Origin of the sequence: Paramicrobacterium humi (genome assembly GCF_900105715.1) — a bacterium.
Taxonomy (GTDB): domain Bacteria; phylum Actinomycetota; class Actinomycetes; order Actinomycetales; family Microbacteriaceae; genus Paramicrobacterium; species Paramicrobacterium humi.
Genome location: NZ_FNRY01000001.1, coordinates 315,268 through 332,108, shown reverse-complemented (window position 1 = coordinate 332,108; position 16,841 = coordinate 315,268). Strand labels below are relative to the sequence as shown.

16 protein-coding genes are annotated in these 16,841 nt (G+C 68.9%); 8 read left to right on the top strand and 8 right to left on the bottom strand.

Annotated elements, in window-relative coordinates; all coding sequences use genetic code 11:
* Positions 1–21: 21 nt before the first annotated feature.
* Together BLV49_RS01635 and BLV49_RS01630 are read right to left on the bottom strand one after the other, a co-directional pair.
* Positions 22–135, bottom strand: a complete 114-nt coding sequence (locus BLV49_RS01635; protein WP_091179179.1) for a methionine/alanine import family NSS transporter small subunit — start codon at positions 133–135, stop codon at positions 22–24.
* Positions 132–1,847, bottom strand: a complete 1,716-nt coding sequence (locus BLV49_RS01630; protein WP_091179177.1) for a sodium-dependent transporter — start codon at positions 1,845–1,847, stop codon at positions 132–134. Before BLV49_RS01630 ends, BLV49_RS01635 begins: the two co-directional genes overlap by 4 nt.
* 221 nt (positions 1,848–2,068) lie before the next feature.
* Here BLV49_RS01630 and BLV49_RS01625 point away from each other — a divergent pair, with 221 nt between their 5' ends.
* The 8 genes from BLV49_RS01625 (at position 2,069) to BLV49_RS01590 (ending at position 11,220) form a co-directional block, all read left to right on the top strand.
* Positions 2,069–3,298: an MFS transporter gene (locus tag BLV49_RS01625; protein WP_091179175.1), complete on the top strand. Its 1,230-nt coding sequence runs from the start codon at positions 2,069–2,071 to the stop codon at positions 3,296–3,298.
* A 159-nt stretch (positions 3,299–3,457) separates the two neighbouring features.
* Positions 3,458–6,358, top strand: a complete 2,901-nt coding sequence (locus BLV49_RS01620) for a Na+/H+ antiporter subunit A (RefSeq protein ID WP_091179172.1) — start codon at positions 3,458–3,460, stop codon at positions 6,356–6,358.
* The gene (locus BLV49_RS01615; RefSeq protein WP_091179170.1) at positions 6,355–6,831 is read left to right on the top strand and encodes a sodium:proton antiporter; all 477 of its coding nucleotides are present in this window, start codon (positions 6,355–6,357) and stop codon (positions 6,829–6,831) included. The genes BLV49_RS01620 and BLV49_RS01615 overlap by 4 nt, the downstream gene beginning before the upstream one ends.
* Positions 6,828–8,390 carry a Na+/H+ antiporter subunit D gene (locus BLV49_RS01610; protein WP_091179168.1) on the top strand — a complete coding sequence of 521 codons (1,563 nt, stop codon included), beginning with the start codon at positions 6,828–6,830 and terminating at the stop codon, positions 8,388–8,390. The genes BLV49_RS01615 and BLV49_RS01610 overlap by 4 nt, the downstream gene beginning before the upstream one ends.
* Positions 8,387–8,974, top strand: a complete 588-nt coding sequence (locus BLV49_RS01605; RefSeq protein ID WP_091179166.1) for a Na+/H+ antiporter subunit E — start codon at positions 8,387–8,389, stop codon at positions 8,972–8,974. The genes BLV49_RS01610 and BLV49_RS01605 overlap by 4 nt, the downstream gene beginning before the upstream one ends.
* Positions 8,971–9,240, top strand: a complete 270-nt coding sequence (locus BLV49_RS01600; RefSeq protein WP_342706608.1) for an MrpF/PhaF family protein — start codon at positions 8,971–8,973, stop codon at positions 9,238–9,240. Before BLV49_RS01605 ends, BLV49_RS01600 begins: the two co-directional genes overlap by 4 nt.
* Entirely contained in the window at positions 9,237–9,599 is a 363-nt protein-coding gene (gene mnhG / locus BLV49_RS01595) for a monovalent cation/H(+) antiporter subunit G (protein ID WP_091179163.1), read from the top strand. Before BLV49_RS01600 ends, mnhG begins: the two co-directional genes overlap by 4 nt.
* A gap of 295 nt (positions 9,600–9,894) precedes the next feature.
* Positions 9,895–11,220: an HNH endonuclease signature motif containing protein gene (locus BLV49_RS01590; protein ID WP_176980688.1), complete on the top strand. Its 1,326-nt coding sequence runs from the start codon at positions 9,895–9,897 to the stop codon at positions 11,218–11,220.
* 76 nt (positions 11,221–11,296) lie between these two features.
* Here the strand turns inward: BLV49_RS01590 and nagA are convergent, their stop codons facing one another.
* From nagA to BLV49_RS01560, 6 genes are read right to left on the bottom strand one after another with little or no spacing between them, the layout of a single operon-like run.
* Positions 11,297–12,445 (bottom strand): N-acetylglucosamine-6-phosphate deacetylase, encoded by a 1,149-nt coding sequence (nagA, locus tag BLV49_RS01585; protein ID WP_091179160.1) that lies wholly within the window; start codon positions 12,443–12,445, stop codon positions 11,297–11,299.
* Positions 12,442–13,230, bottom strand: coding sequence for a DeoR/GlpR family DNA-binding transcription regulator (locus tag BLV49_RS01580; RefSeq protein ID WP_091179158.1), 789 nt, complete (start codon positions 13,228–13,230; stop codon positions 12,442–12,444). Before BLV49_RS01580 ends, nagA begins: the two co-directional genes overlap by 4 nt.
* A complete protein-coding gene (locus BLV49_RS01575) occupies positions 13,227–14,072 on the bottom strand; it encodes a class II fructose-bisphosphate aldolase (RefSeq protein ID WP_091179156.1) in 846 nt (281 codons plus the stop codon). The genes BLV49_RS01580 and BLV49_RS01575 overlap by 4 nt, the downstream gene beginning before the upstream one ends.
* Positions 14,069–14,995 (bottom strand): 1-phosphofructokinase family hexose kinase, encoded by a 927-nt coding sequence (locus BLV49_RS01570; RefSeq protein ID WP_091179154.1) that lies wholly within the window; start codon positions 14,993–14,995, stop codon positions 14,069–14,071. The genes BLV49_RS01575 and BLV49_RS01570 overlap by 4 nt, the downstream gene beginning before the upstream one ends.
* Complete coding sequence (locus tag BLV49_RS01565) at positions 14,992–15,927, bottom strand: ROK family protein (RefSeq protein WP_091179152.1); 936 nt, start codon at positions 15,925–15,927, stop codon at positions 14,992–14,994. The genes BLV49_RS01570 and BLV49_RS01565 overlap by 4 nt, the downstream gene beginning before the upstream one ends.
* Entirely contained in the window at positions 15,924–16,811 is an 888-nt protein-coding gene (locus tag BLV49_RS01560) for an SIS domain-containing protein (RefSeq protein WP_091179151.1), read from the bottom strand. Before BLV49_RS01560 ends, BLV49_RS01565 begins: the two co-directional genes overlap by 4 nt.
* Between the last annotated feature and the right edge of the window lie 30 nt (positions 16,812–16,841).

The following is a 16,841-nucleotide window of genomic DNA, read 5'->3' as shown; positions in this document are numbered from 1 at the left end:
CTGAGGTCGAGGTCAGACGATCTACTCGTCGTCGGGATCTTCAGGATGCCGCTGCAAGTGCACGATCGACACGGCCATCCCTCCCCAGACGGTCACGATCGCGATGATCATCATGACGATTGCGGAAGCGCTCATGACTCATCCTCCTTTCGCAGCGAGCGCCGACTCGGCACGGACCCGGCGGGTCCGGCCTCGAACGTCGGCTCGGCGTCGTTCACGGCGGCGAACTCATCCGTCTCCGCGTGGTGCCGGGAGATCTCCTTCGCGTCGATCTCCCGGTCGAGGATCGGCCCGGCAACCGGTTCGCCGTCGAGGTCCGCGTCGTGCAGCGCCGACTTCGGCGACCAGCGGATCTTCGACAGCAGGTACGCGATGACGATGAGCGCGATGGCCATGCCCCAGCCGAACGTGTTCACGAACCACGTGGGCATGTCGTTGTAGCCCTCGCTGATGCGTGTCTGCAGCGAGTCGATGAGCGTGTAGCCGAGCACGATCGGGGTGAGCCCGCCGACGAAGATCTGCCACGTGCGGCCCATCTTTATCGACGAGGTCTTGTTCAAGTGATCCCGCAGCGTCGGCAAGGCGGTGAAGCCGGCCGTGAGGAACACGACAACGACGAGCGCGACGGCGACGATGCCGAAGCTGTTCACGAACGCGTCGGTCACGTCGAGCAGGTTGAGTCCCGTCGTCGTGGGGAACAGGATGATCGACACGACGGCCATCGGGATGCCGACCCACAGCGTCGCCGAGACGCGGCCGAGGCCGAGCTTGTCCTTCACCGCCGAGATGACGACCTCGAGGATGCTCACGAGCGAGGTGAATCCGGCGAACACGAGCGAGGCGAAGAACAGCACGCCGAGGATCGCGCCGCCGGGCGCCTGCGAGATGATCGCCGGGAAGCCGATGAACGCGAGGCCGATTCCCGAAGCCGCGACCTCGTCGACTCCCGTGCCCTGCTGCGTGGCGATGAAGCCGAGCGCCGCGAACACGCCGATTCCGGCGAGAAGCTCGAAACCGCTGTTCGTGAATCCGACGACGAAGCCGCTTCCCGTGAGGTCCGTCTTCTTCTTCAGGTACGACGAGTACGTCAGCATGATGCCGAACGCGACAGAGAGCGAGAAGAAGATCTGGCCGTACGCCGCGATCCAGATCGAGCTGTCCGAGAGCCGCGACCAGTCCGGGGTGAACAGGGCATCGAGGCCCGTCGACGCGCCAGGGAGGAACAGCGACTGCACGACGAGGATGATGAACATGAGGAACAGCAGCGGGATGAAGATCATCGACGAGCGCGCGATGCCCTTCTGCACGCCGAACGCGAGGATGCCAACGGCCGCGACCCACACGAGAACGAGGGGGATCGTCACGCCCGGCACGAAGTCGAAGCCGACGTCCACGTTCTCGCTCACCTGCAGGTAGTCGTTCATGAGGAAGCCGGCAGGGTCATCGCCCCACGCCTTCGTCACCGAGAACACGGTGTAGCACGCGGCCCACGCGATGATCACCGCATAGTACACGGCGATGACGAAGCAGATGAGAACCTGCCACCAGCCGAACATCTCCGACTTCCGGTGCAGCCGGCGGAACGCCATCGGCGGCGATCCCCTGAACTTGTGGCCGATCGAGTAGTCGAGGAACAGCAGGGGAATGCCCGCCGTCAGGAGCGCCACGAGATAGGGGATGATGAACGCGCCGCCGCCGTTGTCGTACGCGACATACGGGAACCGCCAGATGTTGCCGAGTCCCACCGCCGAGCCGATCGCTGCGAAGATGAACGCGTTTCGGCCCGAGAACGTCTCGCGCCGGCGCCCGAGCGCAGGTGTTGTGTCTGCTTTCACTTTGCACCTCATTGTTTGAGTGACAGTGCCCCCATGATGCAGCAGTTCACGGCAGAATCACAGCATCCCGTGCCAGTGGAGCCGAAACTCGTCCTCGATCTCGCGGTGTCGTAGAATGTTCAGCGGTCGCCGGTTCTCGCGCGGCCCTGGGCGCGCACATCGGCGCGTAGACGAACTCGGATGCCGCCGACACCGGTGCAGCCCTGAGTGAACGCCGTTGTTGGATTCTTCCGATGACAACTTCCCCCATCCCTATCGCGCCGCGATCGGTGCGCGTTCCGACCGACCGTCGACCGTTCCCGTGGCTCGGGCTCATCATCCTGTCGCTCGGCGTCTTCCTCTCCATCTCGAGCGAGGTGACGCCGACGGGCCTCATGCCCGAGATGAGCGGCGAGCTCGGCGTGAGCGAGGCCCAGATCGGCCTGCTCGTGTCGTTCTTCGCGTTCACCGTCGTGATCACGAGCGCGCCGCTCACAGCGTTCACGCGACGTGTGCCGCGCAAGCCTCTCCTCATCGGCGTTCTGGTCGTGCTCGGCCTCGCGAACCTCGCGACGGGTCTCGCGCCCACCTATCCGCTCATCATCGTCGCGCGCGTCGTCGGCGGTCTCGCGCACGGCCTGTTCTGGTCGATGGTTCCGGCGTACTCCGCCCAGCTCGTTTCTCGCGAGCAGCTCGGCCGCGCCGTCTCCGTGACGCTCGCGGGCGGCACGCTCGCGCTTGTTCTCGGCGTCCCTCTCGCGACGGCACTCGGCCACGCGGTCGGCTGGCGCTGGGCGTTCGTCGCGATCGCCGTCGCGCTCAGCCTGGGCGCGCTCGCCGTCGCGCTCTGGCTTCCCGCCGTGCGCAAGGACCGCATCGAGCATGCGGATGCCGCGACGGGCGCGCGCCGGGACCCCACCGTCCTCCCGGTCGTGATCGTGTGCATCACCGTCGCGATAGTGATGATCGGCAACTACGCCTTCTACACGTACATCGCGCCCTACCTCATCGGGCCGCTGTCGGTTCCCGGCGATCTCGTGAGCGTCGTGCTCTTCGTCTACGGCGGCGCCGGTGCGATCGGGCTCGTTCTCACGGGGACGCTGTTCGCGCGCCGCACCCGCCTCGGACTCGTCATCGGCCTCGCCGTGACCGCCGCGGCCGTCGCGCTGCTCGCGGTCTCCGCCGCCGTTCCCGTTCTCTCGTTCACGGCGCTCGTGCTCTGGGGCCTCGCGTTCGGCATGGTGCCGCCGCTGCTGCAGACGCGCATGCTGCAGACGGCGAGCGACCGCTTCCGCGACACGGCGAGCGCGTTCTACACCACGGCCTTCAACGCGGGCATCAGCGGCGGCGCCTTCGTCGGGGCGCTCCTGCTGCCGCGGTTCGGCCTCGAGGCGCTGCCCGTCGCGAACGTCGTCCTCACGCTCGCCGGCCTCGTCATCCTGCTCACGGTCATTGCGAGGGGGCGCCGGCACCGCGCCATGTGACGGAAGTGCGTGTGACGGATATGAGCGGCTCTAACGCCCGCGGCATCCGACATATTCCTCTCTGGGAATCCGCCACCGAGAGCGGAGATCTGACCGGTGCCGCGAAAGCGCGCCCGGTAGACTGGGGAAAACCACCGCTACCACCTCGGAGACGCGCGCATGGCAGTGCTCTTGGCCGCATTTCTCGTGCTGTCAATTGTCACGCCCTCACTCACGAACTGGCTCTCCACTCGCGTCTTCTACCTCATCGCGGCGCTGCCGTTCGCGGCCTTCATCGTCACGCTCGCGCAAGGGCCGCTCGTTCTCGGCGGTGCAGAGGCGACCGAACGCTACCCGTGGATGCCGCTGCTCGACGTGTGGCTCTCCTTCCGCGTCGACGCGCTCGCGTGGGTGCTCGCACTCGTCGTCACGGGTGTCGGCGCGCTCGTTCTGCTGTACTGCGCACGCTACTTCTCGGCTGACGAGCCGGGACTCGGTCGCTTCGCCGCCCTGCTGCTCGCGTTCGCGGGCACCATGTACGGACTCGTCGTGAGCGACGACATCATCGTGATGTTCATGTTCTGGGAGATCACGAGCATCCTGTCGTATTTGCTCATCGGGCACTACACGGGCCGCAAGGAATCCCGCGGCGCCGCGCTGCAGGCGCTGCTCGTCACGACGTTCGGCGGGCTCGTCATGCTCATCGGCGTCGTCATGATGATGGTCGAGACCGGCACGTCGTCGATAGCGGCGATGGTCGCAGACCCGCCGCACGGCGCGGTGACGGCGACCGCGGTCATCCTCATCCTCGTCGGCGCCCTGTCGAAGTCCGCGATCGTGCCGTTCCACTTCTGGCTTCCCGCGGCCATGGCGGCGCCGACCCCCGTGAGCGCGTACCTGCACGCCGCCGCGATGGTGAAGGCGGGCATCTACCTCGTGGGGCGCTTCGCCCCCGGCTACGCCGACTCGCCCGGCTGGATGCCGACGCTCATGGTGCTCGGCGTCGGCGCGATGCTCGTCGGCGCGTGGCGCTCGCTGCGGCAGTACGACCTCAAGCTCGTGCTCGCGTACGGCACCGTGAGCCAGCTCGGATTCCTCATGGTCATCTCGGGCTTCGGCACGCACGACGCCGCGCTCGCGGCCGTGGCGCTGCTGATCGGCCACGCGCTGTACAAGGCCACGCTGTTCCTCGTCGTCGGCATCATCGACCACCGCGCCGGAACGCGCGACTGGCGCAAGCTCTCGGGCGTGGGCCGCAGCGCGCCCGTGCTCGCGACTGTGGCCGCTCTCGCGTGCCTCTCAATGGCGGGCGTGCCGCCCCTCCTCGGCTTCGTCGCGAAGGAGGGCGTGTTCAGCTCCCTCCTCGACGCCGCGTTCGCCGGCGACGGGTGGGCGCTGTTCGCGCTCATCGGTACGGCGATCGGCTCGGTGCTCACCGTCGCCTACACGTGCCGCTTCTTCTGGGGCGCCTTCGCCCGCCGCGCCGACGTGGAGACCACGCAGCTCGCCCCCGACGGCGGCAGCATCCTCACCGCTCCCATCGTTCTCACGATCGGGACCGTCGCCTTCGGCCTCGGCGCGGGGCTTCTCGACCCCGTCATCGCGCCGTATGCCCAGTCGTTCACGGACGACGGGCACGCGCACATCGCGCTCTGGCACGGCTGGCAGCCGGCCCTCGCCCTCTCGGCGATCGTGCTCGGCCTCGGGTTCGTGCTGTTCTGGCAGCGCACGCTCGTGGCGCGGCTGCAGGACGTCGTGCCCGCGTGGTTCGAGGCCGCTCGCGGCTACTGGCTGAGCATGCGCACGATCGACAGGCTCGCGGCGCGCAGCACGATCTTCGCCCAGCGCGGCGGCCTCTCGCAGTACCTGTCGACGATCCTCGTCGTCTTCGTCGCCCTCGTCGCCGTCGCTCTCGCCGTCAACGATACGTGGCCTTCCGGCATCCGCCTCTACGACTACCCGGCGCAGATCGTGATCGGCCTCGTGATGGCGACCGCTTCCGTTCTCGCGGCGCTCGCCGGACAGCGCATGACCGCTGTGCTTCTCGTCGGCGTCACCGGCTACGGCCTCGTCGCGCTCTTCGCCCTGCACGGCGCACCGGATCTCGCGATCACGCAAGGACTCGTCGAGATGGCGACGATCGTGATCTTCGTGCTCGTGCTGCGCCGGCTTCCCGTGAAGATCGCGCAGCACAACCGGCCCGAGCAGAAGAAGCGGCGCGCGCTCATCGGCATCCTCGTCGGCGTCACGATGGGCGTCGTCGGAACCGTCGCGCTCGCAGCCCGGCAGGCCGAGTCGATCGCCGCGGAGCTGCCCCGCCTCGCCGTCGAGGAAGGGCACGGCCGCAACATCGTCAACGTCATGCTCGTCGACATCCGCGCGTGGGACACGATGGGCGAGATCTCGGTCCTCGTCGTCGTCGCCACCGGTATCGCGAGCCTCCTGTTCGTCTCGGGCCGGCTCGGCGCGATGCCGCGCATGGAGGGCTCGCGCTCGCAACGCCGGCGGGCCAACCGTCGCCACGTCGTGAAGGATCCGCTCGCGCCCGCCGAGGAGCCCACCGAGACGCGGCACACGTGGATCTTCGCGGGACGCACGCTCTCGACCGACCACCGCTCGATCCTGCTCGAGGTCGTCATCCGGCTGCTGTTCCACCCGGCGATCCTCGTCTCCGTCTACCTGCTGTTCGTCGGGCACAACGCTCCCGGCGGGGGATTCGCCGGCGGCCTCCTCGCAGGCCTCGCCCTCATCGCGCGCTACCTCGCGGGCGGCCGCTTCGAGCTCGCCGAGGCTGTCACGATCGACGCGGGCAAGATCCTCGGCACGGGCATCGTTCTCGCCGCGGGAACGGCCGCCGCGTCGCTCTTCTTCGGCGCGGATATTCTCACCTCGGCATACATCGAGGGCGATGTGCCGCTTCTCGGTCACCTCTCGTTCGGCACCTCGACCATCTTCGACATCGGCGTGTACCTCGTCGTCGTCGGGCTCATCCTCGACATCCTGCGCAGCCTCGGCGGCGAAGTCGACCGGCAGCTCGAGGACTCCGAAGTCACGCTCGAGGCGAGGGGAGGTCACCGATGACGGCATCCCTCACTCTCGTCATCGTCATGGCGGTCGTGTACGCGGCCGGCGTCTACGTCATGCTCGAGCGCAGTCTCACGCGCGTGCTCATCGGCTTCCTGCTCGTGGGAAACGCCACGAACATCCTGATCTTCATCATGAGCGGGCCGAGCGGCTCCGCGCCGATCGTGAGCGACACGACGTCGGACGCCCCGATGGTCGACCCCGTGCCGCAAGTGCTCATGCTCACCGCCATCGTCATCAACTTCGGCATCACGGCGTTCCTGCTCGCACTCATCTACCGGTCGTGGTGGCTCGCGCGGCTCGGCGACCAGGGCGACACGGTGCCCGACGAGCACAAGGGCGAGACCGAGCAGTCGACGGATGCCGCTTTCGACGCCGTCGACCAGGACGACAAGGCGATCCAGGACATCCTCGACGCGAGCGATGAGCACGCCACGGAGGCCGACGCGCACAAGGGGGACGAGAGATGATCGAATCGCTCCTCCCGCTCGTCGTCGTCATCCCGCTGCTCGGGGCGGCCGTCACGCTGTCGCTCGGACGCCGCAGCCGCCTGCAGGTCGTCGTCAGCACCGCGAGCCTCGTGCTCGTGACGCTGCTGAGCTTCGCGCTCCTCTTCGACATCGACCAGAACGGCACAGCGGTCGTGGGCATCGGCGGCTGGGAGCCGCCCTGGGGGATCGTGCTCGTCGCCGACCGGCTCTCGGCGATCATGCTCGTGATCTCCGCCCTCATGCTGCTCGGCGTCCTCATCTTCTCGATCGGGCAGGGAATCGCCGACAACAGCGACGAAGAGACGCCGGTGTCGATCTTCCACCCGACCTACCTCGTTCTCGCGGCGGGCGTGTTCGACTCGTTCATCGCCGGCGACCTTTTCAACCTGTACGTCGGATTCGAGATGCTCCTCGCCGCGAGCTACGTGCTTCTCACGCTCGGCGGCACGGGCTCGCGCATCCGCGCGGGCGTGACCTACATCGTCGTGAGCCTGACCTCGTCGATAATCTTCCTCGCCGCGATCGCGCTCATCTACGGCGCGACGGGAACCGTCACGATCGCGCTCATCTCCGAGCGCATCCGCGACCTGCCGATGGACATCCAGATGATCCTGTGCGTCGCGCTGCTCGTGGCGTTCTGCATCAAGGCCGCCGTGTTCCCGCTCTCGTTCTGGCTGCCGGACTCGTACCCGACCGCGCCCGCTCCCGTGACGGCGGTGTTCGCCGGACTGCTCACGAAGGTGGGCGTCTACGCGATCATCCGCACTGACAACGTGCTGTTCGTCGACGTTCCGCTGCGTGTGCCGCTCATGGTCGTCGCGTTCTTCACGCTCATCGTCGGCATCCTCGGCGCGCTCGCGCAGGCCGACATCAAGCGGCTGCTGTCGTTCACGCTCGTGAGCCACATCGGCTACATGATCTTCGGCATCGCCGTCGGCGGCGAGCTCGCCCTCGCTTCGACCGTGTACTACATCGTGCACCACATCGCGATCCAGACAACGCTCTTCCTCGCCGCCGGGCTCGTCGAGCGCGTGGGCGGGACGACGTCGATCTCGAGGCTCGGCGGCGTGCTCAAGGCCTCCCCGATGGTCGCCGTGCTGTTCTTCATCGGTGCGATGAACCTCGGCGGGATTCCGCCGTTCTCGGGCTTCCTTGGGAAGGTTGCGCTGTTCCAGGCCGGACTCGCCGACGCCGACTGGCTCACCTATGTGCTCGTCGCGGCAGGCGCGGCTACCTCGCTGCTGACCCTGTACGCGCTCGTGCGCGTGTGGAACATGGGCTTCTGGCGCAACCGCGGCGAAGTGCGCGGATACTCGTCGCCGCTCCTCGCCTCGCTGCACGAGAGCCCTGACGACTCGGGCTCCGTCATGACGAAGAGCATCTCGAAGCTCATGCTCGGTGCGACGACCGGCATGGTCGCGATCACCGTCGCGCTCACCGTGCTCGCGGGCCCGATCCTCGACTACACCGCGCGCGCGGCCCACACGCTCATCAACCCCGACAACTACGTGTCGGCCGTATTCGGAGAAGACCGATGAGCCCGCGGCTGGCTCCGGGCGAGATCGGCGGGCAGGTCATGCTCGGCGCCGGTCTCGTGCTGCTCTGGATGCTGCTGTGGGGACAGTTCACGTGGCTGTCGCTGCTCACGGGACTGATCCTCGCGCTCGGCGTCTCCGTCGTCTTCTACCTCCCGGCCGTCGAGATGAGCATCCGCATCAACCCGTGGTACACGGCGGTGTTCCTGCTCCGGCTGCTTTTCGACATCTGCCGGGCGTCCGTGCTCGTCTCCTGGCTCGTGCTCAAGCCGCGCTACGAGCCGAGCAACGCCATCATGGCGATTCCGCTGCGCACGCGCTCCGACCTCATCATGACGTGGACGGCCGAAGCGATATCGATAGTCCCCGGCTCGATCGTCGTCGACGTCGACCGCGAGGTGTCGGTGCTCTACGTGCACACGATCGACGTGCACGACGACGCCGAGATGGCCGCGTTCGAGCGCGAGGTGCTCATGACGGAGAAGCGCATCACGCTCGCGCTCGGAACGAAGGCTGACATCGCGCGCGTGCGGGCCGGCGAGCCGGCCTCGCACGGACGCGGAGAGAGCGAGGAGGACGAGACATGATCATGAACATCCTGATCGGCATCGCGATCGTTTTGTTCGGCGCCGGCGCGCTCGTCGCCCTCTATCGGGTCGTGCGCGGGCCCAGTCTGCTCGACCGGGTCATCGCGACTGATGTTCTGCTCGTCACGGTGATGTGCGGGCTCGGCGCGGAGATGGCGATAAACCGGCACACGACGACGCTGCCGCTGCTGCTCGTGCTCGCGGCGTTCGCGTTCATCGGCTCGGTCAGCGTCGCGCGGTTCATGGGTGGGAGGGATGACACATGACCGGTGACGTGCGTGACTGGATCACGATCATCCTCGTGCTGCTCGCGGCCGTGCTGTGCCTCGCCGCGGGAGTCGGCCTCGTACGGTTCCCCGATGTTCTGTCACGACTGCACGCCGCGACGAAGCCGCAGATCCTCGGTCTGATCGCTGTGACGGCCGACGTCGCCATCAACAAGCCGACGATCGCCACGATCACCCTCGTGATAGCGATCATCTTCTTCCAAGGGCTCACGGCACCGATCTCGGCGCACATGGTCGGGCGCGCTGGCTACCGGAGCGGGAAGGTGCACATGCCCTCGCTCATTCGCGATGACCTGGCGCACCGGATCGAGCAGGCCGACCGCGAGAAGCGAGACTAGCTCTCTACCCGCCGCGATGGTGGCTGCGTCCGAACGCGACGTCGGTGGCTGAGGGGTGGATATCGGCACGAAGCTGGATCACTGACGGACTTCGGGAGAACGCCGCCAAAGCCGGAACATCTTCCACTTCTCCTCCACAGACCGATCATTGGCAAGGCTTTGTGCTTCGCACATATGTTCTAAGTCAATGTCGGTGGCTGCTGGTTGACTATCGTCATGAAATGCGAAGAAGAAGTGCGGGGCAGACCCCATGATCCCGGTGGCCCCCGGCCGTCGGGGGGACCGGCTCGCGGGCATGGTCGACACGATCGTCGCCCAGCAGGGCCGTATCGCGCGGGCGCAGGCGAAGATGACCGGCCAGCTGGTGAACGTTCTCGAGCTCGCCTTGTCGAGTCCGGAGGTGTTCACCGGCGCAGTCGAGGGCCGGACCGGGGAGCAGGTCCGGCGCTCCCTCACGTCGGAACTCGCGCTCGCGTTGCACCTTTCCGACCAGAAGGTGCGCTCCCTGCTGTCCACGGCGGAAGTGCTCGTGGCGGAACTGCCCGACACGCTGCGATCGTTGAAAGCGGGACGGATCACGATGCAGCACGCGGAGTGCCTCGTCCGAGAGTCCGTCGGCCTCGACCGGGAGGACGTGAAAGAGTTCGAGCGCGCGGCGTTGGAGTTCGCCGAGACCAGCACACCGCCGCAGCTGCAGACCAAGGCGATCCGTATCCGGGAGGGACTGAACCCGGACACGATCACCGAACGCCACACCAGCGCCGTCGAGGAACGGCGGGTGGAGCTGTGGAAGGGGCACGACGGAATGGGCTGGGTCGCCTGCTACGGCCCCATCGATGTTGTGCAGAGCCTGCACAACGCCTGTCATACGACGGCGAAGTCGCTGCGCGCGGCGGGAGATGAGCGCACCATCGCCCAGCTCATGGCCGACGTGTTCAGCGACGCGACCATGGCCGGCCTCACCCGCGAAGCCGCCAGCGAAGACGGCGACTCCAGCCGGGCGATCCGTCCCAGCGTGCACGTGACCGTGCCGGTGATGACCCTGATCGGGCTGAGCAACGAGCCGGCGGATCTGGAGGGGTACGGGCCGATCGACCCGGACACCGCCCGCCGGCTCGCCGCGCAGGCGCCAAGCTTCACAAGGCTGCTGACCCACCCGGAGACCGGGGCGGTGCTTTCCGTCGGACGAGACCGCTACGCCGTACCGGCGGACCTGCGGAAGGCGATCGAGATCCGAGATGTCACGTGCTGCTTTCCGGGGTGCAACCGGCCGGCACGCCAATGCGATATCGATCACCGTGTCGATTGGCAGTACGGCGGTGAAACGAACATCGACAACTGCCAGAGCATGTGTCGTTCGCATCACACCCTGAAACACGCGACCACTTGGGCCGTCGAACGTGACGACAGCGGTGCCGTGATCTGGACCTCACCCCTCGGACGCTCGTACCGGATCCGACCAGAGTCCAACGTCGGATTCGAACCCACCGACACTCTCAACGGAAGCGCGCCCTGCGTCGAACCGACCGTCGACGAGGAGCCTCTCGGAATCGAAACGGTGACACCGAGCCCCGACGACGAGAAATGGGCCGACCACTACCCAGACGAACCCCAGTTCTGATCGTGCCGAGGTACTCGGCATGAAGTGACCGGAGAGCGCCTATAAAGGAGTCTCGACCAACGCCCCGGGCGAGCAGTCAGCGCAGTTGATCGCCCGCCGCCCAGACGGAACGCACCTCGAGGGCATCGTTGAGCAGGACCGCGTCTGCCGCGAAGCCCGGCGAGAGACTCCCGAGACTCTCGTCGGCGCCGATCGCGCGCGCGGGCACGCGCGTGAGAGCGTCCACGGCGTCCGGGAGCGACAGGCCGACGTCGGTGACAGCGCGCCGCAGCGCCTCGTCCTGCGTCAGGGTCGAGCCGGCGATGGAGCCGCCGTCGACGAGGCGAGCCACGCCGTCGGTGACGGTGACGGCGAGGCCGCCGAGCGTGTAGGCGCCGTCAGCCGCGCCGGCGGCGGCCATCGCATCGGTGACGAGGGCGACCCGGCCGGGAGCGCTTGCGAACAGCAGCCGCACAACCTGCGGGTGCACATGGGTGCCGTCGTTGATGACTTCGATCGTGACGTCGTCGCGGCTGAACGCGGCGACCACCGGACCGGGAGCGCGGTGATGAATGCCGTTCATGGCGTTGAACGCGTGTGTCAGCAGCGTCGCCCCCGCGTCGAACGCGGCGCACGCCATGTCGAAGTCGGCGTCGGTGTGCCCGATGGCGACGGTGACGCCGGCGCGCGCGAACGCGCCGATCGCCTCGAGCCCGCCCGGCAGCTCGGGCGCGATCGTCACTTGCCGGAGGGTGCCGCCGGCGGCATCCAGAAGCGTGTCGACGGCATCGCGCGACGGAGCAGTGAGCAGCTCGGGCGTGTGCGCTCCCTTGTGCCCGACGTCGAGGAACGGCCCTTCAAGGTGTGAGCCGAGGATGAGCGGGTCGCGCCCCGCGAGATCGGCGATGACTCCGGCGCGGGCGGCGAGATCGTCGACGGATGCCGTGACGAGGGAGAGCACGGAGCGCGTCGTGCCGTGCGCGCGGTGCACGGCGACGGCCGTCGCGATCGCGTCGGCGCCGTCATCGTACGCGGCGGCGCCTCCGCCGTGACCGTGGATGTCGATGAATCCCGGGGTGAGGATGTCGCCCGCGGCGTCGACGACGGCGGCGCCCTGGGCGAGGGCGCGCCAGGCGTCGCCCGTGCCGCGCCCCGCGACGGCGGCATCCGACCCGAACACCACCCAGGCGTCGTCGGTGATCGTGCCGTCGGTGACGAGGCGGGCGGAGTGGATGACGGTGCTCATGCGGCGATCTTCACATCGATGCCGCACGCGACGAAGGCGGCGCGCTGCTCGTCGCTGAGACCCGCGTCAGTGATGAGGGTGCGGAACGTCGAGATGGGCGCGACGGACGCGAAGGCGCGGCGGCCGAGCTTGAGGGAGTCGGCGATGACGACCGCGTTCGCGGCGCGCTCGGCCATGAGCTGGTTGACGCGGGCCTCGCCTTCGTCGTGAACGGTCGCGCCGAACGCCGGATCGATGCCGTTGACGCCGATGAACGCGATGTCGATGCCGAGCTGGCCGAGCACGTGGTCGGCGTACGGGCCGGTGAGCTCATAGGAGCGCGCGTGCACGACGCCGCCCGTGACGACGACCTTGATGTGCGGGCGCAGCGCGAGCTGCGAGGCGATGTTGATGGCATTCGTGACGACGGTGAGGCCCGGCGCTCCGGAACTCGACTGCAGGTCGCCGCGCGTGGCGAGTTCGGAGGCGACGGCGGTCGACGTCGTTCCTCCGCACAGCCCGACGATGTCGCCCGGTCGCACGAGCGCGCTCGCCGCACGCGCGATCGCGGCCTTCTCGTCGGCGCGCTGTCCGCGCTTGTAACGCAGCGGGAGGTCGTACGAGACGGAGTGCCCGACAGCGCCGCCGCGCGTGCGCGTGAGCAGGTTCTGGGCGGCGAGCGTGTCGAGGTCGCGCCGCACCGTGGCGGGCGACACGTCGAGGGCGGTGACGACGTCGTCGACCTCGAGCTGGCCGTTCTCGGCGAGCAGGTCGAGCACGGCCATGAGGCGCTCGGAGCGGTTCATGCGGTCTCCTCCAGGGCGAACAGGCGCTGCAGTCGCGCGGCTTCAGCGGAGAGCGCCGCGCGCGCGGGAGCGATGTACTTGCGGGAATCGACGACGGCGGGGTTCTCGTCGAGAACGCGGCGAAGCGCGTGCGTGAAGAACCCGTTCAAGTGCGTCGACACGTTGATCTTCGTCATGCCCGCCCGCACCGCGGCCGCGAGCACGTCATCGGCGACGCCCGACGAGCCGTGCAGCACGAGCGGAACCTCGAGCGCGGCGTGCAGGCGCGCGATGAGCTCGAGGTCGAGGGCGGCGACGCGCTCGGTCATGGCGTGCGAGGAGCCCACGGCGACGGCGAGTGCGTCAACACCCGTCTCGGCGACGAAGCGCACCGCCTCCTCCGGATCGGTGCGCACGCCCGGAGCGTGAGCGCCGTCCTTCCCGCCGATCTCTCCGAGCTCTGCTTCGACGAAGACCCCGGCCGAGTGCGCGGCCTGCACGATGCGGCGGGTCGCCGCGACGTTCTCGGCGTAGGGCAGCGTGGCGCCGTCGAACATGACCGAGCCGAACCCGAGGTCGATCGCCTGAAGCGCGAGCGACTCGTCCTCGGCGTGGTCGAGATGCACGGCGACGCGCGCCGACGACTCCTCGGCCAGGGCGAGACACGCGCGACCGATCGGGGCGAGTCCTCCGTGGTACTTCGCGCAGTTCTCGCTCACCTGCAGGATCACAGGCAGCCCCGTCTCCTCGGCGGCGGTGACGAGTCCTTCGGCCGTTTCGAGGTGGATGACGTTGAAGGCGCCGACGCCGGTTCCCGCGGCCGCGGCCGAGGTGATGATCGAGCGAGCGGGGGTGAGGGTCATCGGGACTCCAGCGGTTCGACGGCGACCTCGGCGGCGAGATCGGGATGAGAGGAATGGATGCTGCCCGCGAGCGGCATGAGCACGGCCGCCGCTGACCAGGCCACCGCCCGGCGCAGCAGCGGCTCGAGCGCCGCGTTCGGATCGCGGGCGAGGCAGGCGGCGAGGGCGGCGACCGCCGCATCGCCCGCGCCCGTGGGGTTGCCGCGCAGCACGCGGCCGAGTCGGCCGCTCAGCACGGCGGCATCCGGGTCTCTGGGCACGGCGATCATGCCGTCCTCGCCGAGCGAGACGACGACGGTCCCCGCGCCGAGGGCCTGCAGCGCGCGGGCTCCCGCGACCGGGTCGTTCTCGCCCGTGGTGTCGGCGAGCTCCGCGCGATTGGGCTTGAGCACGCTCGCTCCCGCTCGTGCGGCGCCGAGCAGCTGTTCGCCGGTCGCATCGGCGATGCTCGGGATTCCCGCGTTGCGCGCGAGGGCGGTGAGACTCGCGGTGAGCGAGGCCGGCGCCTCGGGCGGGCAGCTGCCCGACACGACAAGGCACCGTGCCTCGGGCAGCCGGGAGCTCACGACGTCGCCGAGCTCGATCCACACCGTCTGCGGCTGCGGCGTTCCGGACTCGTTGAAGATCGTCGTCGTTCCCGTGCCGGTCTCGACGAACGCCGTCGACCGGCGCACGCGCTCGGGAGTGCCGACGAACGAGTGCGGCACGCTCGCAAGGTCGTCGGCGAACGCGACTTCGCTCGCGCTCACGGGCGCGATCGCCGTCACCTGCTCGCCCTGCTCGGCGAGCACGCGAGCGACGTTTATGCCCTTCCCGCCCGCGCGCAGCACCGCGGGCGCCACCCGATGGGTGCCACCCGGTGTGACGTGATCGAGCGTGATCGTGGCGTCGAGGGCGGGGTTCGGGGTGACGGTGATGATCATGCGTGCTCCAGGACGGCCCGTGCCCGCATGGCCGCGCCCACGAGCCCGGCGTTCTCGCCGATGCTCGCGTGCATGAGCTGCGGCCGGCGGTGGAAGGTGAGGAAGCGCTCGAGCCGTTCCGCGAGCGGCACGAACAGCGCGTCGCCGGCCTGCGCGAGACCGCCGCCGAGCACGATCGCCTCGGGCGCCAGAAGCGCGACCGCGTGCGAGAGCCCGAGGGCGAGGGCGTCGAGGGCGCTCGACCAGACGGCAGCGGCATCCGCATCGCCCGATTGCGCGCGGGCGAGCACGTCCTTGGCGCCCGTGACGCCGGCGCCCGCTACACGGTTGTAACGCCGCGTGATCGCGCCCGCCGAGGCGATGGCCTCGAGGCAGCCGCGACCGCCGCACGCGCACGATTCGCCGTCGGGCGTGATGACGGAGTGGCCGAGCTCGCCCGCGTAGCCGCCCGCGGCATACGGCTCTCCGTCGATGAAGACGGCGGCGGCGATTCCCGTGCCGATCGTGACGACGAGCACGTCGCGGAACCGCGACGACGGACCGAGGCGGTATTCGGCTTCGCCGGCCGCGCGCACGTCGTGCGTGAACGAGGCCGGCAGCCCGAACTGCTCGGCGGCGAGACGCCGGAACGGCACGTCGCGCCAATTGAGGTTCTCCGAGAACAGGCCGATGCCCGTCTCGTCGTCGACGACGCCGGGGGCGACGAGCCCGATGGCCTCGGGAACGACGAGCGGATGCTGCGCCCGCAGCTCGCGCGCGAGCTCGCCGAGCAGCGGGAGCACCGCCCGCTCGGTGTGCTCGGGCTGCACGGGCGTCGGCGTGCGCCGCACTCCGAGCAGCGCGCCGTCGGCGTCGACGAGCGCCGACTTCATGTCGGTACCACCCACGTCGAACGCGAGCACGGGTGCGCCGGCGCCCAGCAGCGGGCTCATGCGTCGAGGATGACCGAGCGCGTCAGGTTGCGCGGCGTGTCGGGGTCGAGGCCCGCGTCGAGGGCGCGCTGCAGGGCGACGCGCTGAGCCCGCACGAGGTCCGCGAGCGGATCGATTTTCGCGTTCTCGAAGTGCGCTCCCGCCGCGCCGACCTGGCCGGCGAGCCCCTCGGGCGCCTCGCCGAACATCCACGTCACTCGGCCGGGCGCGGCGATCGCGATGGGGCCGTGCCGGTACTCCATCGCGGAGTACGACTCCGTCCACGACTGCGAGGCCTCGCGCATCTTGAGGGCGGCCTCGTGCGCGAGTCCCGTCGTCCAGCCGCGGCCGAGGAACGAGAACTGCTCCGCCTGCACGAGCTCAGCCGGCAGTTCTTCCGCGAGCACGGCGTGCGCGTCGGCGATCTGCTGGCTCACGTCGGCGCCGGTTGAATGCCGGAAGAACGTGAGCGCCGTCGTCGCGAAGCGGGTCTGCACGACCGAGGTCTCGTCAGCGTAGGGGAACGCGATGACTTGGTCGACCATGTCGACGATGGGCGTCGCGGTGTCGCCGATCACGGCGACCGTGCGCGTCGAGCCGCCGAGATGCTCGAGGAGCTCGAGGACCTCCGTCGTGGTGCCCGAGCGGGTGAGGGCGACGACGGCGTCGTAGTCGCGATCGATGAAGGCCTCGCTCGCGGCGAAGGCGTCGGTGATGCCGAGCCCCGCGCTCTCCCGCAGCGCGGCGTACGACTGCGCCATGAACCAGGACGTTCCGCAGCCGACGACGGCGATGCGCGCGCCGGCGGGAGGCAGCTTTCCTTCGTCGCCCTGTGCGATCGCGCGCGACCACACATCGGGCTGGCTGGCGAGTTCTGTGGCCATGTAGGCGCCGGGCTGTGACATCGAAGTTCCTCTCAGAAGTGCGTGAAGTTG

Coding starts and splice junctions, on each gene's coding strand:
- mnhG (WP_091179163.1), top strand. CDS start 9,237: ATGACCGGTGACGTGCGTGACTGGATCACGATCATCCTCGTGCTGCTC.
- BLV49_RS01600 (WP_342706608.1), top strand. CDS start 8,971: ATGATCATGAACATCCTGATCGGCATCGCGATCGTTTTGTTCGGCGCC.
- BLV49_RS01565 (WP_091179152.1), bottom strand. CDS start 15,927: ATGAGCCCGCTGCTGGGCGCCGGCGCACCCGTGCTCGCGTTCGACGTG.
- BLV49_RS01635 (WP_091179179.1), bottom strand. CDS start 135: ATGAGCGCTTCCGCAATCGTCATGATGATCATCGCGATCGTGACCGTC.
- BLV49_RS01625 (WP_091179175.1), top strand. CDS start 2,069: ATGACAACTTCCCCCATCCCTATCGCGCCGCGATCGGTGCGCGTTCCG.
- BLV49_RS01610 (WP_091179168.1), top strand. CDS start 6,828: ATGATCGAATCGCTCCTCCCGCTCGTCGTCGTCATCCCGCTGCTCGGG.
- BLV49_RS01620 (WP_091179172.1), top strand. CDS start 3,458: ATGGCAGTGCTCTTGGCCGCATTTCTCGTGCTGTCAATTGTCACGCCC.
- BLV49_RS01590 (WP_176980688.1), top strand. CDS start 9,895: ATGGTCGACACGATCGTCGCCCAGCAGGGCCGTATCGCGCGGGCGCAG.
- BLV49_RS01570 (WP_091179154.1), bottom strand. CDS start 14,995: ATGATCATCACCGTCACCCCGAACCCCGCCCTCGACGCCACGATCACG.
- BLV49_RS01615 (WP_091179170.1), top strand. CDS start 6,355: ATGACGGCATCCCTCACTCTCGTCATCGTCATGGCGGTCGTGTACGCG.
- BLV49_RS01630 (WP_091179177.1), bottom strand. CDS start 1,847: ATGAGGTGCAAAGTGAAAGCAGACACAACACCTGCGCTCGGGCGCCGG.
- BLV49_RS01575 (WP_091179156.1), bottom strand. CDS start 14,072: ATGACCCTCACCCCCGCTCGCTCGATCATCACCTCGGCCGCGGCCGCG.
- nagA (WP_091179160.1), bottom strand. CDS start 12,445: ATGAGCACCGTCATCCACTCCGCCCGCCTCGTCACCGACGGCACGATC.
- BLV49_RS01605 (WP_091179166.1), top strand. CDS start 8,387: ATGAGCCCGCGGCTGGCTCCGGGCGAGATCGGCGGGCAGGTCATGCTC.
- BLV49_RS01580 (WP_091179158.1), bottom strand. CDS start 13,230: ATGAACCGCTCCGAGCGCCTCATGGCCGTGCTCGACCTGCTCGCCGAG.
- BLV49_RS01560 (WP_091179151.1), bottom strand. CDS start 16,811: ATGTCACAGCCCGGCGCCTACATGGCCACAGAACTCGCCAGCCAGCCC.